Here is a 25,698-nt window from a genome sequence, read left to right as displayed (position 1 = left end):
AAGAGCGAGGCCGTCCCCGCGACAGTGCATCCCAGAGGATGCCGCAGTCGTCTGCGATAGCGCCTATATGCGTGAGGAAACGGCCGACTTCAAGATAGGAATCGGCATGGCTGCCATGCCACCGGTTTCTTGCGAGCCTGTGTGAGCCACATCAAGATTGCCCGCCAGCCTCCGTGGCAAGGCTTTTGGCGCGGCGGCAGAGGCGATCGAAGGTTTCGAGGAAGCGTGAGCGGTCCTTCGGGCTGAAGGCGGCGTTGTAGCCCTTGCTCTCGCCGGTTTCGCGCAAGTGCGCGCCCAGATCGCGCATGGCGCTCGCCATGCCGATATTGGTCTCGTCGAAGACGCGCCCGGTGGGGCCGCTGACGAAGGCGCCGGTCGCGACACAGCGCACGGCAAGCGGCACATCGGCGGTAACGACGACATCGCCCGCGCCGGCGCGTTCGGCGATCCAGTTGTCGGCGGCGTCGAAGGCGTTGGAGACGATGACGTTGTGGATCATCGGATCGCGCGAGGGGCGCAGGCCGGAATTGGCAACGAAGGTAACTTCGAGGCCGTGCCGTTCCGCGACCTTCAGGACTTCCGGCTTCACCGGGCAGGCATCGGCGTCGACATAGATCATGGCAATATCCTCATGCCGGTTGCGTGGCCTGCTGGCGGACCATATCGATATGGGGAATGCCGTCTTCCAGATATTCCTGTGACACCGCGATGAAACCGAAAGATTGGTAGAACCGGCGCAAATGGGCCTGTGCCGACAAGGCAATGGGATTTTCCGGATAAAGCCGTTCGCAAGCGGCAATCGCCTCGCTCATCAGTACATCGCCCAGCCGCTTGCCGCGATGATCAGGTGAGACGACGACGCGGCCGATCTTCGACGGATCCTGTGGCTCATACGGTTTCAGGATTCGGGCCGCGCCCAGGAGTTCGGCACCTTCCAGCAGCCGCAGATGCAAGGCATCGATATCCTTGCCGTCAAGTTCCGGGTAGGGGCAGTTCTGCTCGACGACGAAGACATCGACGCGCATTCTCAAGAGGTCGTAGAGCTCCCGCGTGGAAAGTTCATCGAGACTCCTGAGGTCTACCCTATAGGTGGCAGCAGCCCCCGTCGCCTTGACCTCCACCAGCACTTCGCCGGCCCCCGCCTCCTCCAGCTGCACGGTCGTCACTTCGAGCGGTTTTCCTGCCTGAACGGCAACGGCGTCGCGAACGTCCATTTGATATCTCCCTGCTGATTTTGTCGGTATCCGGCTGCTTGTCGGCCTGAGCTTGGCATGCTCGGCAAGCCGGGCTGACGTGAAGCCGGCCAGTTGGCTTGTCTCTCAGGCGAATTCCATGATCACGGCATCGACCGCCAGGCTTTCGCCGGCTGCGGCATTGATCTTCGAGACGACGAGATCGCGGTCGGCGCGCAGCACGTTTTCCATCTTCATCGCTTCAACGATCGCAAGCGTCTCACCGGCCTTGACCTCCTGGCCCTCGGCCACCGCGATGGCGACGACGAGGCCGGGCATCGGGCAGAGCAGGAGCTTGGAAGTATCGGGCGGCAGTTTCACCGGCATCAGCCTGTCGAGTTCGGCATGACGCGGCGAAAAGACCTTGGTCGTCACCGAAAGCCCCTGCCAGTCGATACGCAAGCCATTCAGAACGGGGCGAATCTGCGCGGTGATGTCGCGACCGCCGACCTTGCCGTTCCAGACAGGGTCGCCCGGTCTCCAATCGGTGACAACATTCTGGCTCCCGCCCTCGATCGCCCCATCGATCGCGATATCCATATCGAAGGGGATGGTGACGAGGCCGTCGAGCAATCTTGCTGCGACGTGGTTGTCGCCGATCTTGACCACCCAATCCTCGCGCAGCACGCCCGCTGCGGCGCGCAGGCGATCGGCGAAACGTTCGCGGCGGTTCGTCTCGATCAGCGAGGCGGAAAGCGCGATGCCGGCAAGCACGGCTTCTTGCGCCCGGTCCGGTTTCATCGGCGCGAAACCATCGGGATATTCCTCGGCGATGAAGCCTGTGGAAAGCCGGCCCTCGCGCCAGCGCGGATGTTTCATCAGCGCCGACAGAAAAGGAACATTGTGCTCGATGCCGTCGACGACGAAGCCGTCGAGCGCCTGACCCATGGCCTCGATCGCTTCCAGCCGCGTCGGCGCCCAGGTGCAGAGCTTGGCGATCATCGGATCGTAATACATCGAAATCTCCGCACCCTCGAAGACACCGGTATCGTTGCGGACGACGACATTGCCGGTCCGTCCTTCCGCCGGCGGCCGGTACCGCGTCAGGCGGCCGATCGAGGGCAGGAAGTTGCGATAGGGATCCTCGGCATAGAGCCGGCTCTCGACCGCCCAGCCGTCAAGCCTGATATCCTCTTGGGCAAAGGGAAGTGGCTCTCCGGCTGCGACACGGATCATCTGCTCGACGAGGTCGATACCGGTGATGAGTTCGGTCACGGGATGCTCGACCTGCAGGCGGGTGTTCATTTCGAGGAAATAGAATTTGCGGTCCCGGTCGACGATGAATTCGACGGTGCCGGCGCTCTGGTAATCGACGGCTCTCGCCAGCGCCACCGATTGTTCGCCCATCGCCTTGCGGGTCGCTTCATCGAGGAAGGGCGAGGGCGCCTCTTCCGCCACCTTCTGGTTCCGCCGCTGGATCGAGCATTCGCGCTCGCCGAGATAGACGACGTTGCCATGCGCATCTGCCAGGACCTGGATTTCGATATGGCGCGGCTCGACGACGAACTTTTCGATGAAGACGCGGTCGTCGCCGAACGAGCTTTTCGCCTCCGAGCGGGCGCGCTCGAAGCCGTCGCGCACTTCCGCCTCGTTCCAGGCAATGCGCATGCCCTTGCCGCCGCCGCCGGCCGAGGCCTTGATCATGACGGGATAACCGATCCCGCCCGATATCACTTCCGCATGGGCGGCATCCTCGATGATGCCGAGGTGGCCGGGCACGGTGGAGACACCGGCGGCATTGGCGAATTTCTTCGATTCGATCTTGTCGCCCATCGCCATGATGGCCTTCGGCTTCGGGCCGATGAAGACGATGCCCTGCTTTTCCAGCTCCGCGCAGAAAGAGGCGCGCTCGGACAGGAAGCCGTAACCGGGGTGCACCGCCTCGGCGCCGGTTGCCTTGCAGGCGGCAATGATCTTTTCGGCGACGAGATAACTCTCGGACGCCGCGGCCGGGCCGATATGCACGGCCTCGTCGGCCATCTCGACATGCAGCGCGTCCCGATCCGCATCCGAATAGACCGCGACGGTCAAAATGCCCATGCGGCGCGCAGTCTTGATCACGCGGCAGGCGATTTCGCCGCGATTCGCGATCAGGATTTTCTTGAACATCGAGACTCCACCCAGAAATGCATTCCGGAGTTTTACGCACAAAACACCGGAACGCACAATCAGGCTTGCGGAGCGTCAGGCGACGGCAGCTTCCGAAACGGTTTCCTCGTCGACGATGCGCAGCCAGCGGCTGCGCCGCGGCTCGGCATAGTCGCGCAGCTCGACGGCAGCCATAATCGCCGCCCAGTGAGGATGATTGGCGCCGCGCAGCGTTGCCTGCTCGATCTGCTGGAGAACGCCGTATTCGACCGACGAGACCGGGATGGTGCCGCCTTCGGCGACGCTTCTGAAGATGCGCATCGCATAGTCGATGTCCTGGCGGGTGATGCCCCGGCGATCGATGGCGCGCGACAGCTTGTAGCCACCGATATTGTCGGTGATTGCCAGGCGGAGCTGATCGAGGGCGAGCGCTCTCAACTCGACCGGGACATCGGCCGAAATCTCCATGACGTGGAGAATGAGCTCGAGCTCGAGCGCCGAGTTGACGACCCCATCGGTCGTGAACATGCGCATGATCCAGGCGACGTTGATTTCATCCAGCGAACCCTGCGGATAGGTGTAATGGACGATGAAACCGGCGAGCTGCTCCACGAAGAAAGCGTTCCAGTCGGCACATTTTTCAGGGCAGGAATTGTTAAGCGCCAACATCGCCACGACATCGTCGGATGTCCGGATACCCTCCGGAAAACTATGTTTGCGCAGCAGTACTATATCTTCGGCCGTCAGCCGATGCTTGCCGGCCACGACACAGGCCGGAAAAGCGAGACGAAATTCGCTCATGTTTTAACTCCAGGCTTCATCATGAAGCCGGAGACGATTTTACCGCCTGCGAATTGACGATCCCTCAAGAAGAGGAGTTAACCCGATATTCCCCGGGTCAGGAGGATTTTAACGATTGCGCCTGCAGCCGCTCACGCCAGATGATGAAGAGGCCTGACGCAACGATGATGAAGATGCCGATCCATTTGGAAAAGCTCGGGAAATCGTTGAAAAGCGCATAGCCGAGAACGGTCGCCGAGATGATCTCGAAGTACTGGAACGGCGCAAGCAGCGACAGCGGCGCGAGGCGGAAAGCCCGGACGACGAGCATATGCGCATATCCCGAGATCGAGCCAAGGGCGAGAAGCAGAACAAGGCCGAGGCTGGAGGAGGGCAGAGAGACGGCAAAATCGGCATTGCCGGAACTGTTGCCGAGGAAAAGGGCGGCCGCCATGAAGACCGTTCCGCCGATGCCGGCCATCGTCTGCATGGTCAGCGGCGAATCGGCCTCGCCGATGGCGCGGTTGAGGAAGAGATAGAGCGAGAACAGAAAGGCGCAGGCGACCGGCAGCAGCGCCTTCAGGCCGAAGATTTCGTAGCTCGGCTGAATGACGATCATCGCGCCGCCGAACCCGACGACGATTGCCAACCAGCGCCGCCAGCCGACCTTCTCTCCGAGAAACAGCGCCGACAGAGCGGCCAGCATGAAGGGCTCGACGAAATAGATAGCGAAGACATCGGCAAGCGGCATGTATTTGACGGCGACGAAGAAAAGCAGGCTGGCGGCACCGTGCAGCACACCGCGCAGCAGGTTCATCCATGGCCGCTTGGCCGAGAGCGCCTTCAGCCCGAAAAGGGCGAAAAGAATCGGCAGGGTGCAGGCGATCTGGAAGAAGAATCGGTAGAAGGTGACCTGACCCGGCGACATCGCCTCGAAGGTCGCCATATATTTGGCGATCGCATCCATGGTCGGCAGGATGAGCATGGCGCCGGACATGATGGCCATGCCCTGCAGGGAATTTTGATGGGACTCTGACATGGTTGCTGATTCTTGCGAGGATGACGCCATCAACCATGAGAAGGCCGGGCGTTCAAGCCGAGCAATCGCAAATGGCTTCGAGGTGAAAACGAAATCGTCGCTTAGAGAGCGTTTCCCTGAAGGGAAATGGTGCGGTCGAGAAGACTCGAACTTCCACGGGTTGCCCCACAGCGACCTCAACGCTGCGCGTCTACCAATTCCGCCACGACCGCATCGTGGTAGGTGCCGATTTGCGTCGGCGGGGCAGCATGTAGCAAAAGCATCTGGGGTGCACAAGGGCGATATGACAGTTTTTTTGAAAACCGCTCACAGCATTTGAATTGGCCCCGAAACGGGTCCATATAACTGTCCTGCCGCCCCTATTTCACAGGCATTTCGGGGAGAGCGGCAAGGAATGGCCATGCTTCGCACCGATCTCGAATTTTCCATGCTTCCCCAACTCGGCACCCGACCGGTCCGCTGGCGCTTTGCGGACGGCCTCGTTCCCTATGAGGAGGCGGTGGAGACGATGGAGCGCGAGGTGGCGGTAATCGCCGATGGCGGTGATGAGCTCGTCTGGCTCGTCGAACATCCGCCGCTCTATACCGCCGGCACCAGCGCCAATGCGAGGGACCTCGTCCAGCCGAACCGGTTTCCGGTCTTCGCGACCGGACGTGGCGGTGAATACACCTATCATGGACCCGGCCAGCGCGTCGCTTATGTCATGCTCGATCTGAAGAGGCGGCGCCAGGACGTGCGCGCCTTCGTCGCTGCCCTCGAAGATGTTGTTATCCGCACGCTCGACATGATGAATGTGCGCGGCGAGCGACGTGAAGATCGCGTCGGCGTCTGGGTGCGCCGGCCGGAAAAGCCATTGCTGGCCGATGGGACGATGGCCGAGGACAAGATCGCCGCCCTCGGCATAAGGCTGCGGAAATGGGTGACCTTTCACGGACTGTCGCTCAACGTCGACCCCGATCTCGATCATTTCGGCGGCATCGTGCCCTGCGGGATTTCGGCCTACGGCGTGACCAGCCTCGTCGATCTTGGCTTGCCCCTGATGATGGCTGATGTCGATATGCGGCTGCGCACCGCCTTCGAAGCGGTTTTCGGCGAAACGACGGGCGAAATCTGACGCTTTAGGGAACAATCGCCGGCGTAGAGATGGATTGAAAAAGAGAGGGCCGATTTCCGGCCCTTTCTTTTATCGGATCCCAGCCTTTATCGGATCAATGCGTCGCGCGGCATGCTTCCGTACGGGAGGCGCCGCTGTCTGCACCCTTGGTGTGGGATCCCTTCGGGCCAATCATGCTGTGGCATGGGGGCAGGGGGTTGATACCGGCCGTTGCGGTCTTGTCGACGACAGGAGTCGCCATGGCGCTTGGGGCAAAGCCGTCGCTGTCGTTGGTATAGTCGCTGGAATAGGCCGGGGCCTTGTGGCTGCTGTAGTGGACCGGGGCCGGCTTTGACATCGGGCTCGGCGCGAAACCATCGCTGTCATTGGTGTAATCGCTCGAATAGGTCGGCTGGGCGAAGGCAGCGCCTGCAAGGCTGACGGCGAACAGGGACGCGGCAAGGGCAAATTTGATGCGCATGGGTCTATCTCCTCAATCTGCTGTTGAATTCCACAACACAAACTAACCCTCGGCACACAGGAGATCGCGCGCCAATTCAGGCAATTTCGTGATAATATGACGGCGCAGGCCGCGACCTTTTGTCCGAATGAAATCACAGTGTTGTCAACGGGATTGACGTTCTCGTGACAGAAGCCGCCTAACAGAAATTGGCAAGTGGTCACGTCAATAAGACAGTTGTCGTTACAATCGTAAATAATTTTTGGTAATGTTGGGAACGATCATCAACGGAGGCGGCAGCCCTGCCGTTGATGATCTGCGCTGTGCGTAATGCGTTAGTCCTCGTTGGGGATATGCGCGTCGACACCGGTCAGCTGCAACTTGTTGCGGACATGATGGACGCCGTCGACCGAAAGCGCGCCGAGTTCGACCTTGCGGGCGATGCCGATCGTCTCCACCGATCCTTCCAGGGTAACGACATGACCGTCTGCATGAACCTCGACGCTGTCGATATCGACCTCGGGAATGTTTTCGAGATTGTCGTTCACCCGCGCTTCGAGATCGTCGCTTTCATCGCGGTCGATCGTATCGGCGCGCAGCGAATCTTTCAGGCGGTTCTCGTTGCCGTCTTCATCCGTGCCATCGATCCGGAAGCCCTTGTTGGGATCGCTGTCGAAATTGGCCGCGGTCTCGCCGTAATGACGATTATCCGGGCCGCCGGTGCCGGCGCCGCTGCCATCGGCATAGGGCCAGCCTTCGTCGAGATTGCGCTCTTCGAGGTCGCGATAATCTTCCTCCCGGGAAAGCTCAGGCTTCTCCCGGGAAAACTGGGTCTTGTCACCGATCCTTGCCATTGCACTCGCTCCTTGTTTCTTTGCTGGAAACGCCGGCAACGGCGAATGGTTCGGCATGGACGGCGATTTGTCAGCCGTGATTGTCAGCCCTGCATCTTCTCCCATTTCTTCACGAGACGGTCGCGCTTCAGCCGTGAGAGGCGCTGCAGCCAGAAAATGCCGTCGAGCTGGTCGACTTCGTGCTGGATGCAGATGGCGAGGAAATCTTCGGCACCGTCCTCGTGCACGGCGCCCTCGGCGTCCTGATAGCGGAATCGGATCGCCCGCGGGCGCGTCACCTCGTCGGTCGCGCCGGGCATCGAGACGCTGCCTTCGGTATGGTTCATCGTCTCCTTCGAAAACCAGGTGATATGAGGATTGACGTAAAGGCGCACGCCGTCGGCCTTGTCGAGTTCCAGCACAGTGACCCGGCTGAAGACGCCGATATGGGCGGCGGTGATGCCGACGCCGGGGGCTGCGCGCATCGTCGCCAGCAGGTCATCGGCAAGTGCTGTGAGCGAGGAATCGAAGACCGTCACCGGCGCGCAGACAGTCTTCAGGCCCGGATGCGGATAACGCAGAATCGGACGGATGGGCATGGGGCAGGCTTCCTCTGCTTGGACGGGTGAGGAAACTATCGCCGGCCGCGTGCATTGTCATCACGAAGCACGGTTTGCCGCTTTACGACACGGATGCTTTGGGCTAGCAGGGGCCAAGAATTCCGGCTGCGGGAGCCTCGCGCGGGATTCGCTTATCCGCTTGTTGACAATGTGTTTTCGGCCGACATTTGCGAATGCGGCGCGGCAGTCGTTGAAATTCGAACCAGATGCGAGGGCGGCATATGACGACGACCGATGGGGAAGACCGCATTCGCCGGCGTCCCGATGACGAGGAAGCCGATATCTACGACGAGGACGGCAATGTCCGCGGCGATTTCCTGGCGCTTGTCGGTGCTGCGATCGCCGACCGTGACACGCTGTTCCTGCGCCAGAACGTTGCCCGCCTGCATGAATCCGAAATAGGCGACCTGCTGGAATCGATCCAGCCGGATCAGCGCCTGGCGCTGGTGCGGCTGCTCGGCGACGATTTCGACATGACGGCGCTGACCGAGGTCGACGAGGCGATCCGCCGCGAAATCGTCGACCAGATGCCGAACGCGCAGATCGCTGCTGCGATCGGCGAGCTCGATTCGGACGATGCCGTCTACATTCTCGAGGACCTCGACAAGGAGGACCGGGAGGAGATCCTCGCGCAGCTGCCGTTCACCGAGCGGGTGCGGCTGCGTCGGGCGCTCGACTATCCCGAAAGCTCGGCCGGGCGCCGCATGCAGACGGAATTCGTCGCCGTGCCGCCATTCTGGACGGTCGGCCAGACGATCGACTACATGCGCGACGAAGAGGATCTGCCCTATTCCTTCTCGCAGATCTTCGTCATCGATCCGACCTTCAAGCTGCTCGGCGCCGTCGATCTGGACCAGATCCTGCGCACCAAGCGACAGACGAAGATCGAGCAGATCATGCGTGAGACCAACCATCCGGTTCCGGCCGAGATGGACCAGGAGGAGGCTGCCCAGCTCTTCGAGCAATACGACCTTCTCTCGGCCGCCGTCGTCGACGAAAACGGCCGGTTGGTCGGCGTACTGACCATCGACGATGTCGTCGACGTCATCCACGAAGAGGCGGACGAGGACATCAAGCGCCTCGGCGGCGTCGGCGACGAAGAGCTGTCGGACAATGTGCTCTCGACGGTGCGTTCGCGCTTCCTGTGGCTTTTGATCAACCTCGGCACGGCGATGCTGTCGGCAAGCGTCATCGGGCTGTTCGACGGCTCGATCGAGAAGATGATCGCGCTTGCCGTGCTGATGCCGATCGTCGCCTCGATGGGCGGCAATGCCGGCACGCAGACGATGACGGTGACGGTGCGCGCGCTCGCGACCCGCGATCTCGACATCTACAATGCCGGCCGCATCATCCGCAGGGAGGCGGGCGTCGGCATCCTCAACGGCATCGTCTTCGCGACGATCATGGGCGCGATCGCCGGCACGTGGTTCCATGACTACCAGCTTGGCGGAGTGATTGCGGCGGCGATGGTCATCAATCTGATGGCAGCCGCTCTTGCCGGCATCCTGCTGCCGCTGCTGCTCGACAAGATGGGGGCCGATCCGGCGATCGCCTCTTCCGTCTTCGTCACGACGGTGACGGACTGTACCGGCTTCTTCGCCTTTCTTGGTATCGCCACATGGTGGTTCGGCATCTGAACCCCCAAAAATTGACTATTACGTAAAAGTCAATATTATCGTCTGTCCGACGATGGGGAACACATGCCGGTGAACAAATATTATAGCATAACGGAACTGACGCGCGAATTCGGGGTCTCGACGCGTACGCTCCGCTTCTACGAGGACGAGGGACTGATCCATCCGGAGCGGCGCGGGCGCACCCGTCTGTTCCGGCAAGCCGACCGGCGGCTGATCGGGGAAATCCTGCGCGGCCGGCGCATCGGCTTCACCATCGCGGAGATCCGCGAGATCATCCAGGTCTACAAGGAGCCGCCGGGCGAACTCGGCCAGTTGAAACTCCTGATGAAGCGCGTCGACGAGAAGCGCGACGACCTGCGCCAGAAGCGCAAGGATATCGACGACACGCTGGCGGAACTCGACTCTATCGAAGAGACTTGCCTCGGCCGCCTCGCCGAAATCGGCGTCAACACCTGAAAAGCGCCGCAGAGCGATTGCCGGCGTTTATTGCGCCTCGGCGCTGCATTCGGCAGCGATCATCTGAACCCGCTCGTCGTTCTGTATATCGATCGCGCCCGCCTGCAGCGGTGTGAACAGGGCTTGCGCCTGCAATTTCCCTAGCGTGCACTGACAGAAGCTGTGGCAGAGCGCTTCACCTTGTTGCATGACGCAAGAGGCGTTGCATTGCCTTAGGTAAGTTGCGACCGAATCCGGGGCTTGCGGCGGGAGGACGAGGGAAATCCCATAGGCGATGCCGATCAATACGGGCTGGTGGATGAGATAGAAGGCAAGGCTGTGGCGGCCGAGCCTTGCCGGCCACCAGGAGCCGGTGCCGACGGCGGCAAGCCGGTGCGGCAGCTTGGTTCTGATGGCGATCGAGGCGATACTCAATCCGGCGAAGAAGGGCGTTGCCCAGGGAAACAGCGGCACGTAGTCGTTGGACCGTTCCGGCGTCACCGCAAGGCCGATCCAGGCGAGATATCTGGGATCGAAGAAGGATGAGCGAAGCAGGCCGGGTGGCCCGAAATTATCGGTGATCCAGGCGGCAAAGAGCACGAGCGTAGCGATGAGCGTGACGGCGAGCGGCAGTCTCAAAAAAACGACGCCGACGAGCGTGAGCACCGCGATGCAGTGCAGGATGCCGAAGTAGATCCACTCGTTCGGCATCGCGATGCGTGTGGCAATCGAGATCACCGCGGCTGCCGCGGCAATCATGCCGAAACGCTTCCAAAAGGAGGGCCAGCGAATCTCAGGCATGCTTGAGAGCACCAGGCTGATGCCGACGATGAAGAGAAAGGTCGTGGCGATCGCCCGGGCATAGATCTTCAGCCAGCCGGTTTCGGCCGTGCCCGGCGCGAGATAGCCCATGAACTCCATGTCCCAGCTGAAATGGTAGCTCGCCATGGCGATCAGCGCGATGCCGCGCGCCGTATCCAATAGACCGATGCGCGGCGGTTTTGCCGTTGCATCGGTTTCGCTTGCCGGCAATGTCATCAAAGTCCCTCGGACAAATCATTTCCGTCGCTCGACGGCCTATCGCGGCGAATAGCAGAAAGGTGGAGATTTGATGGCGGGCCGGTATCCATGATCGCCAGTCGCGCCTGCGAGAAAAATTGCCGGCGTGTCAGCACGACGATGACGATTGCCGTCGTCAGCATGAAGACATAGGGGTTGATGAACCAGCCGAGATAGCCGATCGACAGGAAGATTGCCCTGAGGCCCTCGTTGAAATTGCTGCCGGCGATGACGTTCATGCGGATGACGCGTTCGGCGGCCCGCTCGGCGGCGATGACGTCGCGCTCGGTGTCGCGCATCATCGGGATCGAACCGAAGAGGATGGTGCAGTAGTTGAACAACCGGTAGGACCAGCCGAATTTGAAGAAGGCATAGCCGAAAAGTGCTGCGAGGCCGCCGACCTTCATCTCGAAGACGGCATGGCCGCCATGGAAGACGAAGGGCAGGTCGGCGAAGACGGCGTCGACCTTCTCCGTCGCGCCGAGCAAAGCAAAACAACTGCCGATCGCGAAGATCGACGTCGAAGCGAAGAAGGCGGTGCCGTTCTGTAGGCCGGCCATGATCTGCGTGTCGATCATCTTCAGGTCGCGGCGCAGCGAATTGTAAATCCACTCCCGGCGCCGTTCGGTCATCGCATGGGTCAGGCTGGTGCGCCCGAAGAAGGTGCGGCCATGCAGCAGCCAGGAATAGCCCATCCAGACAAAGGCAAAGAAAGCCAGAGCGATATAATCCGCCGTCGTCATCAGTGATTCGGTCTCCGCATCAACGCGGCCACTATGCCGCAAGTCGGATTATGCCGCATGGCCGAGTTCGGCGGCTTTACGCGTGCTTTCGGCCATGCGGCAGTTCGGCATAATCGAGCCGTCGGGAAACGACAAGGCTTGGTGGATCGCCGGCCGGCATCTTCTGGAACTAACGAAAGCAATGCGGTCATCCGTCAGCTTGGGGATTCGGGGCGGGCACTCGGAATTCTCACGCCCGAGCGAAAGCCGTATCATCAATCGGCTGCAACCGGCGGACGAGCGCGCCGCGTTAACCGCTTATAAAGTCGTCATGGCCAATTCTTGAGGACTGAACCTGAACTCCGAATTCAAAAGTGACCCATGAGTCGGCCGGATTACATCCCGAGTCTTGATGGCCTGCGCGGTGTCGCTGCGCTTCTGGTCGTCGGAGCCCATATTGGCCTTATCTTTCCGGTCACAGCTCCGCATCTCGTGACGATGGGCGACGAAGCTGTCGGTTTGTTTTTTGCTCTCAGCGGCTTCCTGATGGCTCATCTTTACGGCTTACGGCCGGTCACGAAAGAAAACGTGCTGGATTTTCTTGTGAGCCGTTTTGCCCGCATCTATCCGGTTTACCTGGTGGCCGTCGTTCTCGTAGCGATGCTGTCGAGCATGCAAAATCTGGATTTTGTTCAGCCGATCGCTGGCGGCACGGATTTTGTGCGCCATGTCTTTCTTCTCGGCTCGAGTGGTGTTTTCTGGTCGATACCGCCCGAGATTCAGTTCTATCTGCTCTTTCCCGTCCTGTGGCTTTGCTTGGCCCAGCCGCACCGCTATAGCGGCATGATCGTCGGCCTCACCGTGGCCGTCGTCGTGGATGGCCTGGTTGAATTGCCAGGCCCCGGAATAGTGCTCGTCTCCAAGCTTCCTTACTTTCTTTTCGGCGCACTTGCCGGGATCATGCATTCCTACTGGAACAGATGGATTCCATCTGCCTTCACCGGAATTTCAACGCTTTTCCTTCTGGCGGTGTTTTTCACTTACCGGCATATCTTGCCCGGTTTTTCCCCCGAATTTTGGAGCCTGCAAAGTGCGGTGGCCGCAGCCGTCATTGTCGGGCTCGTCGCTCGACAGCCGCCTATCGCAACCCGTGTCCTGGCAGCTGCACCAGTACGGTTTTTCGGAAAGATCAGCTTTTCACTTTACCTTTTCCATGTCCCCATCATGTTCCTGGCGCGTCTGACTTTTGATGCCTTGATGCCAGAACCGGCACTCATCCTGGCGACGCTTTGCATTGCGGTAGCCGGGGCATGGTTCATTCACGAGACGATAGAGGTTCCAGGCCGGCGGCTGCTGGTCCTGATATGGCGGTATAATCGCTGGCGTCTGGTTTCGCGCGAAACTCCGGCCGACCAAATGGACCGCGCAATTCTCGGCCTGCAGGAGATCGAAAAGCGCCTGGTGAACGGCGCAACGTCAACTATCACCGATCAACGACAAATCTCGACGACGGCCGAACCCTGGGACGGAGCCGACGGCACGGTCGTTCAAGATGATCGCAACGGGAAGTTTCGCGCATAGCTCAGCTAAGCTCTTGGGCGAGTCCGATGAGAAGCCCTCCAGGCCCGCGGATGTAGCAGAGCCGATAGGTGTCTTGATAGTCCACGACTTCGCCGACGAGCTGCGCGCCGCGCTTGCGGAGCCTCTCAAGCGTCTCGTCGATGTCATCAAGGGTGAACATGACGCGGAGGTAGCCTAGAGCGTTCACCGGGGCATTGCGGTGATCCGCGACGACAGGCGGCGTGAGGAAGCGGGAGAGCTCGAGCCGGCTATGGCCATCCGGTGTGCGCATCATGGCAATCTCGACATGCTGATTGCCCAGTCCAGTGACACGTCCAGCCCATTCTCCTTCGATCGCAGCCCGCCCTTCGAGCTCGAGGCCGAGTTCGCCAAAGAAATCAATTGCCTCTCCGAGGTCTTCAACGACGATTCCTATGTTGTCCATCCGTTTGAGCGCCATGTGTCCCATCTCCCAAGCTACAAAGGTGTCGGCTAGCATCGACGTCAGCAGGACATTGGGAGTCGGTGCAGACTGTCAAGATAGGGCTACCAGTTCTTCCTCCGCATAGGCTTCATTGGCGGACTACTTGGTTTAGCGCATGACCCCGAAAATCGGATTCGATTTTCGGGAAGGATTATGCGCACACTCAAAGTTGCCTGCGCGTCCTATTGGACACGCGGCGCTCCAGTGTGCAGCCGGAATGTCGCACCGGCTCCATGCGATGTCGGTGTGCTGCACGGATTCGAAACCGACCTCGCTTAAGCTTGCATCCTCGTATTCAGAAGGCGCACCCATGTTTCTCTCGGTATTCGATGTCTTCAAGATCGGTGTTGGGCCGTCGAGCTCACACACGATGGGTCCGATGTCGGCGGCCAACCGGTTTCTTGAGCTGATCCTCTCGAACGAATGGCCGCGCCCGTCGTCGGGCGCGCAGGTCACAGCCATCAAAGTCAGCCTGCACGGCTCGCTCGCCCATACCGGTATCGGCCATGGCACGGGCAGGGCTGTTATTCTCGGCCTGATGGGCGAGGCGCCCGACAGCGTCGATCCCGACCGGATGGACGGCATCGTCGATGCGGTGGAGCGCACCGGCCGCATCACGCCGGAGGGCCATCCCGCCTATCAGTTCCAGCCGAAGACCGACCTGATCTTCGACAAGAAGCAGCCGCTGCCCGGCCATGCCAACGGCATGGTGTTCTCCGCCTATGACAGGGACGGCCGGCTTCTCGTCAAGCGCATCTATTATTCGGTCGGCGGCGGCTTCGTCGTCACCGACACTGAGCTCGAGCAGATGCGGGCGAAGAAGAACGCGCCCGGCGGCACGCGTGTGCCCTATCCCTTCTCCACCGCCAAGCAGATGCTTGAGATGGCCGAACGCTCAGGGCTGTCGATCGCCCAGATGAAGCGGGCGAACGAGGAGAGTCAGCGCAGCCAAGAGGAACTCGACCAGGGGCTTGACCGTATCTGGGAGGCGATGCGCTCCTGCATCGAGCGCGGGCTCAAGGTCGAGGGCATCATGCCCGGCGGTCTCAACGTCAAACGTCGCGCCCGCAGGATTCACGACAAGCTGGAGGAGGAGTGGCGCAGCAACCGCATCAACCCGCTGCTCGCCAATGACTGGCTGAGCGTCTATGCGATGGCCGTCAACGAGGAGAATGCAGCAGGCGGGCGCGTCGTGACGGCGCCGACCAACGGGGCAGCCGGTGTCATTCCGGCGACGATCCGCTATTACGAGCATTTCCACGAGGATTGGGACCAGAACGGCATCCGCGATTACCTGCTGACGGCCGCCGCCATCGGCGGCATCATCAAGCACAATGCCTCGATCTCGGGCGCCGAGGTCGGCTGTCAGGGCGAAGTCGGCTCGGCGGCGGCGATGGCTGCCGCGGGGCTTGCGGCCGTCATGGGCGGCACGCCGGCGCAGATCGAAAACGCCGCCGAGATCGCGCTCGAACATCATCTCGGCATGACCTGCGATCCGATCGCCGGCCTCGTGCAGGTTCCCTGCATCGAGCGCAACGCGCTCGGCGCGGTCAAGGCCGTCACGGCGGCCTCGCTCGCCATCAAGGGCGACGGTCAGCATTTCGTGCCGCTCGATGCCTGTATCGAGACGATGCGCCAGACCGGCCACGACATGAGCGAGAAATACAAGGAAACCTCGACCGGCGGTCTTGCCGTCAACGTCGTCGAATGCTGAGTTTGTGGACATCAGGTGCTTGACGCTTGACGCTCGCTGCCAAAAGGATTTCAACGGCAGCATGGCATTGCATCTCATCAAACTCTGCGTCGGCGCCGACTCGATAGACGATCTGCGCGAATGGGTGGCGGAACGCTCGCTACGTGCCATCGCCGCCGGGCTCGATCCGCATTCGGTGCATACGACGCGCATGGCGCCGAAGCGTATGGAGGAGCTGCTTGACGGCGGCTCGCTCTACTGGGTGATCAAGGGGCAGGTGCAGGCGAGGCAGAAGCTGCTCGACATCGAGACCTTCACCGACGGCGAGGGGATTTCACGCTGCCGTCTGATGCTCGGCCCTGAGGTCATCGAGACGGCCGTGCAGCCGAAGCGTCCCTTCCAGGGCTGGCGTTATTACACTGAGGACGACGTGCCGCGCGACCTGACAAGCCTCGGCGCCGGCATTGTCGAAATGCCCGCGGATCTTCGCCGCGAGCTTACGGACCTTGGTCTGCTCTAGCCCTTAGGGTTCAGCGCAGGCGCAACTGCACCGGCGCTCTGCCATCCGGCGAGGTCACATGGAGATGGATACGGGCTTCGGGCTGAGAATAGCGCCAGGCGCGTGCACCGTGGCACAGCAGCAGATTGATGAGATCCCGGGTCTTCGGAGACTTCGCCTTCGGACGCTGCAGGCCGATCTCGGCGAGGCGCAAAGCCGCCTCGTGCAGCGGATGCAGAGATGAGCGCCCCTTGGCCGCCATGCGGCGGTCTGAAGACATTCCCGGAACATTCTCGTTGATCGCCATTGTTTTCCTCGTACGCAATACTGATCGAGTTCAAGAACGGTGGCCGGAAACGCTAACACCGATTCCGGCCGTCACCGATGCCGCCGGCCATCTTGCAGGCAGCATCGAATAGCTCATTGGGCAGCCGCCCAGCACTTGATGCCGGCCTTCTTCAAGGCCTTGCAGGCGTTGACGGCATCGCGCTGATCGTCGAAGCCGCCGAAGCGGGCGCGGTAAAGCTGGTCACCACCAGCGGCATAGGCGACCGCGAAGGGCTTTGCCGAGGCCAGCGCCTTGCCGGCCTTGCTCCTGGCGCTTTCCAGAAGGTCCATGGCCATCTGCCGGCTCGGCGAGACGCCGACCTGCACCACCCAGCCGGTCGGACCGCTGCTGGTTGAAGCAGCACGAGTCGGGGAGGGAGTGGTCGACGCAGTGGTGACGTTATCGACCGACGTATCGCCCTGTTCCGACGGCATAGACGCGGGCGTCGGCTTTGGTGCGGCGACCGCTGCCTGTTGCTTGAAGGTCATGGTCTTGACCTTGGTCGGCGCCGGCATCGGCTGTGCTACCAGTGGATTGTCGGATTTCGGCGCAGCGGTCTCGGCATAGGCGACCTCGGCCTCGGCGACCTGATAGCGCGCATCCGGCAGCGGGCCTTTGTGCGGCAGGCTGAGATCGGCAGCGGCTGCCGAAACCGGCGGCTGCGCTGCGGTGATGGTCTTCGCCATTAGCTGAGCCTTCTTGGGCTGGACCGGAGCGGGTGTCTCGATCATCTTCGGGGCAGGGGCCGCCTGGGCGATCAGCGCCGACGATCCGCCACGGTTCGATGCCTTCGGCAGATAGGTGGCGATCAGATTGCGCATCTGGGCATCGCGGGCGGGCGTCGAGGCGCCACCCATCACGACGCCGACAATCGATTTGCCATCGACCTGCACCGAGCTTACCAGGTTGAAACCGGCAGCGCGGGTGTAACCGGTCTTGATGCCGTCGACGCCGCGCACTGAACCGACGAGGCGGTTGTGGCTGCGGATCGTGCGGCTGCCGAACTTGAAGGCGCGCGTGGAGAAATAGCCGTAATATTGCGGGAAATGCTGGCGAAGGGCGATACCGAGGCGGGCCTGGTCGCGCGCCGTCGTCATCTGCGCCGTATTCGGCAGGCCGTTGGCGTTGCGATAGGTGGTGCGCGTCATGCCGAGCGCATGCGCCTTGGCGGTCATCAACTGGGCGAAGCGATCCTCGCTGCCGCCGCCCAGCATTTCGCCGAGCGCGGTTGCGGCATCATTGGCCGACAGGGTAACGAGACCGAGAATGCCCTGCTCGACGGTGATCGTGCCGCCGGCGCGCACGCCGAGCTTGGTCGGCGCCTGGGCTGACGCATAGGCGGAGAAGGGAACCGGCGTATCGAGGCGGATGCGACCCTGCTCCAATGCCTCGAAGGTCATGTAGAGGGTCATCATCTTGGTCAGGGAGGCGGGGTATTGCAGCCGGTCGGCGTTCTCACTGTAGAGAACGTTGCCGGTCTTGGCGTCGACGACGATGCCTGCATATTTCGGATTTGCCGCTTCCGCTTCGGCATTCACCGAATCGACCATGACGATCGTGACGGCCACCGAAAGGATCGCCAGCAGCCTTGCGAAAAAACTGCCGAATCGGGACGATGATACGGAGGAGACTGACCTTGACACTATTCCACTCTTCGCTTGCATTTCAGATATTTGGCACTTCAGATTTCGGCAGGAACCGCACACCTCCCGCCGCACAGCTCGTCTTCTAAAATTACCGGTTGGGCGTTACCAATCCGTTTATGATGAATCGTTTATTTCGCTGTCCGGAGAGCATTTTAGGGACTTGTCGCAGAACGGTTCACAAGACGCGCGTCTACAAAGGTGCGGATAGCGGCATCAATATGTTCCCAGTCGTCGAGATGGCTGCTTGAGAAGCGGTAGAGAACGCTGAGATCCCGACCGACTTTGATATCGCGCTGACAATCTCCGCCCGCTGCCTTATCCGGGGCTGACGGCAAGATGCAGCGCACGACGTAATCCGGCCCGCCCTTGACGGGCGCCGTCAGCAGCACCTCGTCGCCGTAACCCGCATCGGCGCGAAGACGGTGCAGCGTCAGCCCGTCGCGGAAGGGCTCGGCCGGTCCTTCGAGCAGATGCGAATAGATCGGCTCCAGCCGCCCGGACATGTCGCGCGACATGGTGCTCTGGGTGATCTGCAGAAAGATCAACCCGGAGAATTGGGCGATATCGTCGAATCGAAGGTGGTTTTCCTTGCCGTAACCCTGCATTTCCGGCCAGGCGAGGTAAAGATCGATGCGCTCGGCGGCGCCTTCATGCCTTTGACTCGGGAAACGGATGGTATTCTCGGGGAATTTTACGGTGTCGCGGCCGATGGCCAACTGGATTTCAACCGTGCTGTCGGTGTTGCCGGCAAGCGAGATATGCCGGCCGAACCAGCGGCCGCCGATGCTGATGGCTATGGTCAGGACCGCCAGGACAGCAATCACCGCCATCGTGCGGAGGAGAAACCCCATGGAAAGAAGCGGCTGCTCGTCGGGTGCGCTGTGCGCGGCGTGGCTCATGGCGGTTCTTCGCGTTTCGGTCCGCCGCAGGAAGAACATGAGCCGCCGGTGCCGATGATGATTCTCACCGTCATGATCGGACCGGCTAGGTTAACAATTCACTAACGCACTGGTGGGGAATCTTCAAAGGGGCGAGCCGTTCCCGGGACAGCGGGAACGGCTCTTGGGCACCGGTCGGGGGACGGGATGCGGGGACTGACCGGGCCGCAGGCAGCAACCGGCAATGACCGGCAGGCTGTTTACTTGACGCTACCGACCGCGACGGCGCGGCCATCCTGAAGCTTGGACCAGCGAGCCGGATCGTCGGCGGACTGGCGCTTCAGATAGGTGTATTCGGTGTCCGACCACAGCAGCACCTTGTTGCGCATGTTGTCGAGGATGAAGTCGCCATGATCGGTACGAACAGTCAGCACGGCATGGCCTTCGCCATTCGGCTGCAGCACGACGGTGATCAGCGTGTCGGAGGGCGAGAAGCCGTCATCGATCAGCATCTTGCGCTTCAGCAGGGCGTAATCCTCGCAGTCGCCGACGGTGCGCGGATAGGCCCAGCGCTCCTCGACACCGTAGATCTGCTCATCCGTCATCGGCTGGATCGACGAATTGACGGCGTAATTGACCTTGAGAATTTCCTTCCAGCGATCCTCGGTGAGGATGGTCGGTCCGGCATCGCCGCCGACCTCGACACATTCGGTCGGGTTGGCCTTGCAGAATTCGTAGTGTCCGATAGGCGGGCTGGCATTGCCTGCCAGGGCCATGCTGGCGGGCATCGCCTGTCCCGAACCCGCCATTGCCATCATGATCGCACCGGCCAGAAGGCCGCCTTTCAGGATATTCGCAGTTGTCATTGCCGTCTCCCCGTAAGTTGAGGTGACAATGGCACAGACGTTTTTATCCCACGCAAAATTACGTAATAGAATTAAAGGCTTAGTTGATTCAAATGCCGATAAAAGTTGACTAAAAACAGATTCGAATGCGCATAAAATTCGATGCGGATTTGTCGCGAATTCGTTTAAAATTTTAATGCATGCGACAAGGCTTTCGCCCGAGAAAACGCTGCGTTGCCGTCCTGATGTTAAGGATTTTCGTTGAGCCGGGTAAATTCCGCCGGCCGATAAGCGGTCTGCGGTGGCGCGCCGCCGGCCGACGATGCCGCCGGAAACGACCGATTCGGCCGACCCAAAAGCAGAATATCGTTCAAATCGCCGGTGTGGGCAGGAAAATTATTTTTGAGGAAAATCGCGAAATCGATCCGTGGCAGTCACAATCGCCGCGCTCATATCCGGATTTGCGGTGGAATGGGCAGCATGCGGAAGGATGCTGAGTTCGCTTTGCGGCCAGGCGCGGGCGAGTTCCCAGGCCGTGACAAGCGGCGCCTCGATGTCGAACCTTCCCTGCAGCAGGATACCGGGAATGCCGCTGAGCCGCGCGGTGTTCTTCAGAAGCTGGCCGTCCTCCAGCCAGGCACTGTGGGTGAAGTAGTGGGTGATGATGCGGGCGCGCGTCAGCAAATAGGCCGGATCGGCCCAACGGCGCGGCCGGCCTTGAGGATCGGCGAGCAGGATCGAGGCCGCCTCCCAATCATGCCAGTCGCGCGCCGCCTTGAGGCGCGTTTCCGGGTCCGGATCGTTGAGGAGACGATGATAGGCGGCGACCATGTCCTCGTCTCGTCCCTGGCTGCCTGGAGGAATCGCCTGGCGGAATCGATGCCACTCTTCCGGAAAGAGCGGTGCCATGCCGCGATAGAGCCAGTCGATTTCGGAACGCCGGGTGGTGGTCACGCCTGACAGGACGATCGCCGCGACGCGCTCCGGATGGGTTTCGGCATAGGCGAGCGCCAGTGTCGAACCCCAGGAATTGCCGAAAAGCAGCCAGGTATCGATGCCGAGACAGGCCCGCAGCCGCTCGATATCGGCAACGAGATGCCAAGTGGTGTTGAGGGAGAGATCGGTTTCGGGATCGGCAGCGCTCGGCAGGCTGCGGCCGCAATTGCGCTGATCGAACAGAATGATTCGGTAGGCGTCGGGATCGAAATAGCGCCGCGCCGCGGTCGAACAGCCGGAGCCAGGCCCGCCATGCAGCACCAGTGCCGGCCGGCCTGCGGGATTGCCGCAGGCCTCCCAATAGATAAGATTGCCGTCGCCCGTATCGAGCAGGCCGTGATCATAAGGTTCGATTTCGGGATAAAGAGCTGACATCGGCGCACCTGCGGACGAAGCGGACCTTATCCATCATATCGCTGACGAAGGGAAGACGGGTGCCGATCAGTGTCGCAGCTTGTTCCACTCATAATATATCTGCCGACTGGGTGGAACGACTTGCGACAGGATTTCGCGCTGGCTTTCCAAAGCCAGATTCGTTGCCGCTTGCGAAGTTCGTGCCAAGACGTGCAGGCTTTTCAACACGACCTGACCGGGCGCGCGCCGGACCTGGCAATCGCGATCTATGGAAGTCGCTCGAGAATTGCACCCAGGGAACCCTGGAAAGCAGTACAATTTTCAGCAGCTGTTAAAGGAATTCCCGCAGCGTTTCGCGGGACTGGATCGACAGGAATTCGATTGCCACACCCTCGACGAAGTGGCGCACGACGCGGCCGCGCATGTTGCCGAGGCGCACGGCCGTTCCAATCGAAGGGCGCATCTCGACGTCGACGGCAGCGCCCGACAGCGAAAGGTCCATGATGCGGCAGAAATAACGCGTGCCGTCCTCGAGCGTCAGCTCGGTCTTCGTGTCACGTGGTGTCAAACGGTCATGGCGGCGATCCTCGGGCAGGCCGAGTTCGTGCTTGTTGGCAAGCCAGGTGAGCTGGGCCGCGAGCTTCTCGCGCTTCCGGTCGGTGGCGTTGATCGACATTGTGAAGCCGCGGCCATCGATCGTCTGGACATAACCTTCGACGCGGCCGAGATGGTCGATATAGGCGACGACGCGTTCGTTGGCGCGCGGCCGGCCGAGGCAGGTCACGTACATATCGCCAGGCGACATGTCGATCACCATGCATTCGAATTCCTCGTAGTTCGCAAGCATCAGCCGGCCCTGCATATTGATGGGCACGCGCTGAAAAACGCCCTGTTCAGGGCGCGGCGCAGTTCGTTGCGTCTGAGCTGGCTGGAACGAGTGCATCAAAGGGCTTCTTCATGAAAATCGCAGAGACCGATCTTTACCCACAATCCATTAACAGAAGGTTGTTTTGCCGTGTCCCCATGTAGCGGAAAACGAGTATGCCGGATGTGCCGAAATGGGATCGTCAGCGCGCCTCCGCACTCAGCAGCTGCGACACCATGCGGCGCATGACCTGCCCGAAATGGATGCTTTTGCCAGCGACGATCCTGTTGATCGGGCGCGGTTCGGCCGGTGCTGCCTTGTCGAATTTTCCGGGCAGCAGGCGGCTGCGGTCGAGCGCCAGGAATTCGAGCGGTACGATCTCCAGCCAGCTCGCGGCCGCTGCCGGCGCGATCGCGCCAAGCAGCCGGTCGCAGGCGCCGTCCGGCGAACGCAGCGGCATCATGATAATCTCGAAGGAGGCCTGATGACCGACGGTGCTGTAGCCGGTGGCGTTGAACAGGGCCGGCATGGCATGGTCCATGACGCCCATCGCCGTGCGTTCGATGTCCGCGACCTGACCATTTGCCCAGAGAGAGGAAAAACGTTCGCCGCGCAGGTCACGCCCAAAGAGATCACAGATGCGGGTGCCGGCGAGCCGGAAACCGATTTCTCCGCCCTCGCGCCTCTCCAGAATGAACAGACTCTGGAGAAGATGGGGGACGGCGGAGGGTTCGACCTGTGATTTCAGCGGCGCATCGGCAGCGCCGCGGATACGGTTCCAGTAGTCAAAAATCTCGATGGTCGTTTGCACACGCATTTCACACCAACCTGTCCCATTCCGGAGCATTTTCGGGCAGTCATTGCCCTTACAGGCTCTACCTTGCGGATTTCATGCCAGATCGCGGCCGTTAAGGTTAAGAGATGGTTTCGGTTGAGATGCGGTGCCCGTCGTGACACTGTCCTGCCATCGCTTCGACTTTCGAAGTTCAGCACAACCTGCCCGGGCCGAGGTCTTTTCCTGGAGCTCCCGGTACGCCGTCCGGCACTTCGGACGGCTTTTTTTTTGACAGTCGCTCCTGTATGGCTGTGGCCTCAACGAGGCAAAACACAGATGAATGAGCAGACGGCCGAGCCGCACAAGGCGCCCGAACCTCCCGAGGTCCAGCCGCCGGCACGACCGCGTGAACCGGTCTTCAACCTTCCGCCAGCGTTGTTCTTCAGCCTTTGCCTGATTGGTGTCATCTATGCGGTGCAGGAGCTCCTGCTGTCCGACGATGCGCTGAACTGGCTGTTCTTCACCTTCGGCTTCGTTCCCGCCCGCTACGTGATTCCGCTGTCGCAGCAGGGGCTGGAGCTGTTCTGGACGCCCGTTACCTATTCGCTGCTGCACGGCAGCTTCCAGCATATCGTCTTCAACGCGTTCTGGCTGATGGCCTTCGGCGCGCCGGTCGTGCGCCGCATCGGGACGCTGCGTTTCGTGCTCTTCTGGTTTTTTTCCGCTGTCGCGTCCGCCATACTGCACGCGGTCCTGAACTGGGGAGACGTGTCGCTGCTGATCGGCGCATCGGGTGTCATCTCCGGGCTGATGGGCGCCGCCTGCCGATTCGCCTTTCCAGCCGAACGGCGGCCGATGCTGCCTGCACATCTCAATCCTCGGCTTTCCATCTTCGAGGCGCTGAAGAGCCGTACCGTCATCATCTTCATGCTGCTCTGGCTGGTCGGCAATGCGTTGATCGCCGTGGGCATCCCGCTGGTCGGCGACAGCGACCAGGCGATTGCCTGGGACGCGCATATCGGCGGCTTCGTCTTCGGCTTCCTGTTGTTTTCGCTGTTCGACCAGGCGCCACGCCCGCCGGTGATCGAGCCTGACGGAACCGAGAAGGATGTGTTGCAATCCTGAGCCGGGCAGTGCACGATCGACCCATATCCGTGCCGGGGGGAGAAACCGCCGCGGATGCCTGTGACAAGTGTTTCACGGACATAGGAGGTTCGAATGACCAGTTCAGTCAAAGCAATCCTCGACCTGAAGGGCAGGGACGTCGTCACCGCCAGGCCGAACGCCACCGTCGCCGAGGCGGCCGCCATCCTCAGCAAGAAGAAGATCGGCGCCATCGTCGTCGTCGGCATGGAGAACCGGATTTCGGGCATGTTCACCGAGCGCGATCTCGTGCATGCGATCGCCAAGCACGGCAAGGAAGGCCTCGACCAACCGCTGTCCCAGGTCATGACCGCGAAGGTCTATCGCTGCCATGAGGAGACGACCGTCAACGAGTTGATGGAGCTGATGACCAGCCGACGTTTCCGTCACGTGCCGGTGGAAAGCAACGGCAAGCTTGCCGGCATCATCTCGATCGGCGATGTGGTGAAATCGCGCATCGCCGAAGTCGAGCGTGAGGCCGAGGAAATCAAGGCCTATATCGCCGGCTGAGGTTTTCGCGTACCTCTCTTGACTAATATCGTCGTCCCAAACCGTCACGCGTTTTTGGACGAAGTGCATCAGGGGTTGCTTGCGTAGACTTCCTGCATGCGCTGGATCTCGGGGAGCCGGGCTCTGGCTTCCTCGTAGCCGCGTTCGATCGCCTCGCCGGCCCGGTGGAATTCGGAAAGGCCGATATAGCTGAGGCGCGGCTGCAGCGAAATATCCGGCGGATCGCCGGCAAGGCGGGCGCGGGCGATCCTGTCCTGGATGATGTTGAAGGCCTGCACCATGACGCCGGTCATGCCGAGGCGCGCATAGGGCGCCTCTTCCTGTTTCTGCACTTCCTGGGCCGACAGGCTGGCATTGTGCCGAACGACGGCCGAGCGGCCGTAGAGATCGTAATTGAGATTGACGGCGACGACGAGCGGCTGCTCGTAGGCTCGGCAAACGGAGACGGGGACGGGATTGACCAACGCCCCATCGACCAGCGTGCGGTGATTGCTGCGCACCGGCTCGAAAATGCCGGGCAGGGCATAGGAGGCGCGCAGCGCCGTAATCAGCGAACCATTGGCAATCCAGACCTCATGGCCGGTATTGACCTCGGCCGCGACCGCGACGAACGGCCGGTCGAGATCCTCGACGTTCAGGCCTTCGAGATGTTCCTGCATGCGCTTGGTCAGCCGCATGCCGCCGAACAGGCCGCTGCCGCCGATGGTGAGATCGAGGAGACTTGCGATGCGGCGCATCGTCAGCGAGCGCGCGAAACTTTCGAGTTCATCGAGCTTGCCGGCGAGATAGCAGCCGCCGACCAGCGCGCCGATCGAGGTGCCGGCAATCATGCCGATCTCGACCTTTGCTTCGTCGAGTGCGCGCAGCACGCCGATATGGGCCCAGCCGCGGGCAGCGCCGCCGCCGAGTGCGAGCGCAATCTTGATTTTCTTTTGAGGCGCAGGAGGCGGGAGCATCTCGAGCGTGGTCGATATGCCGGAACCGGAACCCTCGCCTTCAGAGCTTTGACGATGCAGACTCCAGCTCAGCATGGCGCTCCCCCCTCCCAGCAGAACACTTGATTTTCGATAGTGTGCCCGATCAGTTTCCAAATGGTATATAGATGCGGTTTCTGGCGCAATAAG

Annotated in this window: 27 protein-coding genes and 1 tRNA gene; 8 read left to right on the top strand and 20 right to left on the bottom strand. The window is 61.1% G+C overall.

Going from position 1 to position 25,698, the window contains the following annotated elements:
- Positions 1-151: 151 nt before the first annotated feature.
- The 6 genes from RWK44_RS24615 to RWK44_RS24590 all read right to left on the bottom strand — a co-directional run bounded on the left by RWK44_RS24615 (position 152) and on the right by RWK44_RS24590 (position 5,351).
- Positions 152-619: a YaiI/YqxD family protein gene (locus RWK44_RS24615; RefSeq protein WP_094085889.1), complete on the bottom strand. Its 468-nt coding sequence runs from the start codon at positions 617-619 to the stop codon at positions 152-154.
- A gap of 10 nt (positions 620-629) precedes the next feature.
- A complete protein-coding gene (locus RWK44_RS24610) occupies positions 630-1,214 on the bottom strand; it encodes a GNAT family N-acetyltransferase (RefSeq protein ID WP_206116803.1) in 585 nt (194 codons plus the stop codon).
- Between the two features lie 105 nt (positions 1,215-1,319).
- Positions 1,320-3,341, bottom strand: a complete 2,022-nt coding sequence (locus RWK44_RS24605; RefSeq protein WP_221943463.1) for an acetyl-CoA carboxylase biotin carboxylase subunit — start codon at positions 3,339-3,341, stop codon at positions 1,320-1,322.
- 75 nt (positions 3,342-3,416) lie between these two features.
- Positions 3,417-4,121, bottom strand: a complete 705-nt coding sequence (locus tag RWK44_RS24600) for a hypothetical protein (protein ID WP_077978237.1) — start codon at positions 4,119-4,121, stop codon at positions 3,417-3,419.
- A 97-nt stretch (positions 4,122-4,218) separates the two neighbouring features.
- Entirely contained in the window at positions 4,219-5,169 is a 951-nt protein-coding gene (locus RWK44_RS24595; RefSeq protein ID WP_206116805.1) for a DMT family transporter, read from the bottom strand.
- Positions 5,170-5,266: 97 nt separating this feature from the next.
- A tRNA-Leu gene (locus tag RWK44_RS24590) sits at positions 5,267-5,351 on the bottom strand.
- 182 nt (positions 5,352-5,533) lie between these two features.
- Here RWK44_RS24590 and lipB point away from each other — a divergent pair.
- Positions 5,534-6,253, top strand: a complete 720-nt coding sequence (lipB, locus tag RWK44_RS24585; RefSeq protein ID WP_131665294.1) for a lipoyl(octanoyl) transferase LipB — start codon at positions 5,534-5,536, stop codon at positions 6,251-6,253.
- 94 nt (positions 6,254-6,347) lie between these two features.
- Here lipB and RWK44_RS24580 read toward each other — a convergent pair whose 3' ends face one another.
- From RWK44_RS24580 to RWK44_RS24570, 3 genes are all read right to left on the bottom strand, one after another.
- Positions 6,348-6,713: a hypothetical protein gene (locus tag RWK44_RS24580; RefSeq protein WP_020050075.1), complete on the bottom strand. Its 366-nt coding sequence runs from the start codon at positions 6,711-6,713 to the stop codon at positions 6,348-6,350.
- A 314-nt stretch (positions 6,714-7,027) separates the two neighbouring features.
- Entirely contained in the window at positions 7,028-7,546 is a 519-nt protein-coding gene (locus tag RWK44_RS24575; RefSeq protein WP_168283589.1) for a BON domain-containing protein, read from the bottom strand.
- An 83-nt stretch (positions 7,547-7,629) separates the two neighbouring features.
- On the bottom strand, positions 7,630-8,124 hold the full coding sequence (locus tag RWK44_RS24570) for a peptide deformylase (protein WP_168283590.1): 495 nt from the start codon (positions 8,122-8,124) through the stop codon (positions 7,630-7,632).
- A gap of 242 nt (positions 8,125-8,366) precedes the next feature.
- Here RWK44_RS24570 and mgtE point away from each other — a divergent pair, with 242 nt between their 5' ends.
- Positions 8,367-9,782: a magnesium transporter gene (gene mgtE / locus RWK44_RS24565; RefSeq protein WP_012757567.1), complete on the top strand. Its 1,416-nt coding sequence runs from the start codon at positions 8,367-8,369 to the stop codon at positions 9,780-9,782.
- A 63-nt stretch (positions 9,783-9,845) separates the two neighbouring features.
- Positions 9,846-10,238, top strand: coding sequence for a MerR family transcriptional regulator (locus RWK44_RS24560; RefSeq protein ID WP_129422434.1), 393 nt, complete (start codon positions 9,846-9,848; stop codon positions 10,236-10,238).
- A 27-nt stretch (positions 10,239-10,265) separates the two neighbouring features.
- On the opposite strand, the gene RWK44_RS24555 is transcribed toward RWK44_RS24560, so the two are convergent.
- On the bottom strand, positions 10,266-11,255 hold the full coding sequence (locus tag RWK44_RS24555; protein ID WP_316029517.1) for a heparan-alpha-glucosaminide N-acetyltransferase: 990 nt from the start codon (positions 11,253-11,255) through the stop codon (positions 10,266-10,268).
- Positions 11,255-12,019 carry a DUF599 domain-containing protein gene (locus tag RWK44_RS24550; RefSeq protein WP_168283592.1) on the bottom strand — a complete coding sequence of 255 codons (765 nt, stop codon included), beginning with the start codon at positions 12,017-12,019 and terminating at the stop codon, positions 11,255-11,257. The genes RWK44_RS24555 and RWK44_RS24550 overlap by 1 nt, the downstream gene beginning before the upstream one ends.
- 360 nt (positions 12,020-12,379) lie before the next feature.
- Here RWK44_RS24550 and RWK44_RS24545 point away from each other — a divergent pair, with 360 nt between their 5' ends.
- The gene (locus RWK44_RS24545) at positions 12,380-13,579 is read left to right on the top strand and encodes an acyltransferase family protein (RefSeq protein ID WP_316029516.1); all 1,200 of its coding nucleotides are present in this window, start codon (positions 12,380-12,382) and stop codon (positions 13,577-13,579) included.
- A gap of 1 nt (position 13,580) precedes the next feature.
- Here the strand turns inward: RWK44_RS24545 and RWK44_RS24540 are convergent, their stop codons facing one another.
- A complete protein-coding gene (locus RWK44_RS24540) occupies positions 13,581-14,018 on the bottom strand; it encodes a VOC family protein (RefSeq protein WP_131665300.1) in 438 nt (145 codons plus the stop codon).
- A gap of 334 nt (positions 14,019-14,352) precedes the next feature.
- Here RWK44_RS24540 and RWK44_RS24535 point away from each other — a divergent pair, with 334 nt between their 5' ends.
- On the top strand, positions 14,353-15,756 hold the full coding sequence (locus RWK44_RS24535) for an L-serine ammonia-lyase (RefSeq protein ID WP_316029515.1): 1,404 nt from the start codon (positions 14,353-14,355) through the stop codon (positions 15,754-15,756).
- Between the two features lie 61 nt (positions 15,757-15,817).
- On the top strand, positions 15,818-16,255 hold the full coding sequence (locus RWK44_RS24530) for a DUF1489 family protein (protein ID WP_316029514.1): 438 nt from the start codon (positions 15,818-15,820) through the stop codon (positions 16,253-16,255).
- Positions 16,256-16,265: 10 nt separating this feature from the next.
- Here the strand turns inward: RWK44_RS24530 and RWK44_RS24525 are convergent, their stop codons facing one another.
- The 7 genes from RWK44_RS24525 to RWK44_RS24495 form a co-directional block, all read right to left on the bottom strand.
- Positions 16,266-16,541, bottom strand: coding sequence for a hypothetical protein (locus RWK44_RS24525; protein ID WP_077978226.1), 276 nt, complete (start codon positions 16,539-16,541; stop codon positions 16,266-16,268).
- 113 nt (positions 16,542-16,654) lie between these two features.
- Positions 16,655-18,226, bottom strand: coding sequence for a serine hydrolase (locus RWK44_RS24520; RefSeq protein WP_316029513.1), 1,572 nt, complete (start codon positions 18,224-18,226; stop codon positions 16,655-16,657).
- A gap of 134 nt (positions 18,227-18,360) precedes the next feature.
- The gene (locus RWK44_RS24515; protein ID WP_131665302.1) at positions 18,361-19,146 is read right to left on the bottom strand and encodes a hypothetical protein; all 786 of its coding nucleotides are present in this window, start codon (positions 19,144-19,146) and stop codon (positions 18,361-18,363) included.
- Between the two features lie 200 nt (positions 19,147-19,346).
- The gene (locus RWK44_RS24510; RefSeq protein ID WP_131665303.1) at positions 19,347-19,952 is read right to left on the bottom strand and encodes a transglutaminase-like cysteine peptidase; all 606 of its coding nucleotides are present in this window, start codon (positions 19,950-19,952) and stop codon (positions 19,347-19,349) included.
- A 375-nt stretch (positions 19,953-20,327) separates the two neighbouring features.
- A complete protein-coding gene (gene pip, locus RWK44_RS24505) occupies positions 20,328-21,302 on the bottom strand; it encodes a prolyl aminopeptidase (protein WP_316029512.1) in 975 nt (324 codons plus the stop codon).
- Positions 21,303-21,612: 310 nt separating this feature from the next.
- Entirely contained in the window at positions 21,613-22,224 is a 612-nt protein-coding gene (locus RWK44_RS24500) for a PilZ domain-containing protein (RefSeq protein ID WP_131665305.1), read from the bottom strand.
- A 124-nt stretch (positions 22,225-22,348) separates the two neighbouring features.
- Positions 22,349-22,993: a PAS domain-containing protein gene (locus RWK44_RS24495; RefSeq protein ID WP_131665306.1), complete on the bottom strand. Its 645-nt coding sequence runs from the start codon at positions 22,991-22,993 to the stop codon at positions 22,349-22,351.
- A 264-nt stretch (positions 22,994-23,257) separates the two neighbouring features.
- Between RWK44_RS24495 and RWK44_RS24490 the strand changes: the two genes are divergently transcribed.
- Both RWK44_RS24490 and RWK44_RS24485 read left to right on the top strand, forming a co-directional pair.
- Positions 23,258-24,046 (top strand): rhomboid family intramembrane serine protease, encoded by a 789-nt coding sequence (locus RWK44_RS24490; RefSeq protein ID WP_131665307.1) that lies wholly within the window; start codon positions 23,258-23,260, stop codon positions 24,044-24,046.
- 93 nt (positions 24,047-24,139) lie between these two features.
- Complete coding sequence (locus RWK44_RS24485; protein WP_131665308.1) at positions 24,140-24,574, top strand: CBS domain-containing protein; 435 nt, start codon at positions 24,140-24,142, stop codon at positions 24,572-24,574.
- A 68-nt stretch (positions 24,575-24,642) separates the two neighbouring features.
- On the opposite strand, the gene RWK44_RS24480 is transcribed toward RWK44_RS24485, so the two are convergent.
- The gene (locus tag RWK44_RS24480) at positions 24,643-25,605 is read right to left on the bottom strand and encodes a patatin-like phospholipase family protein (RefSeq protein WP_077978218.1); all 963 of its coding nucleotides are present in this window, start codon (positions 25,603-25,605) and stop codon (positions 24,643-24,645) included.
- Positions 25,606-25,698 lie beyond the last annotated feature (93 nt).

The organism is Rhizobium sp. 25PS6, from assembly GCF_032464655.1.
Lineage (GTDB): Bacteria > Pseudomonadota > Alphaproteobacteria > Rhizobiales > Rhizobiaceae > Rhizobium > Rhizobium laguerreae.
Note: the sequence above shows the minus strand (reverse complement) of the source record. Positions and strands in the feature narration are given on the sequence as shown.